The organism is uncultured Ruegeria sp. (genome assembly GCF_947497005.1).
In the GTDB taxonomy this organism is placed as follows: domain Bacteria; phylum Pseudomonadota; class Alphaproteobacteria; order Rhodobacterales; family Rhodobacteraceae; genus Ruegeria.
Map to the genome: position 1 here is coordinate 1 of NZ_CANMFF010000074.1, position 341 is coordinate 341.

1 protein-coding gene is annotated in these 341 nt (G+C 57.2%); it reads left to right on the plus strand.

The annotated features are described in order from the left end of the window. Positions 1-341: FlgO family outer membrane protein (locus tag Q0816_RS25960; RefSeq protein ID WP_298856226.1), on the plus strand; the 341-nt coding region annotated here is incomplete at both ends.

The window sequence follows — 341 nt, forward strand, 5'->3', positions numbered from 1 at the left end:
TCGAAAGATTACTTGTCCGATGGCATCAGCGAGGATGTGATTATCGAACTCGGACGCTATCGCGACCTCAACGTCTTGTCGCGGCACACCACCTTCTCCTACCGCGGGCAGCACCAGGATGTGCGCGGTATCGGTGAATCCTTGGGTGCCGAATTCGTGCTTGAAGGTACAGTACGGCAAGCGGGTGATCGTCTGCGGGTAACGGCGCGCCTGATTGACACCCAGAGCAGAGCGCAGGTTTGGTCCGAGGCGTTCGATGAGAAACTTACGACCGCCAATCTCTTTGATGTGCAATCTCAGATCACCGAGCGCGTTGCAGTTGCGATTGGTGACACGCGCGG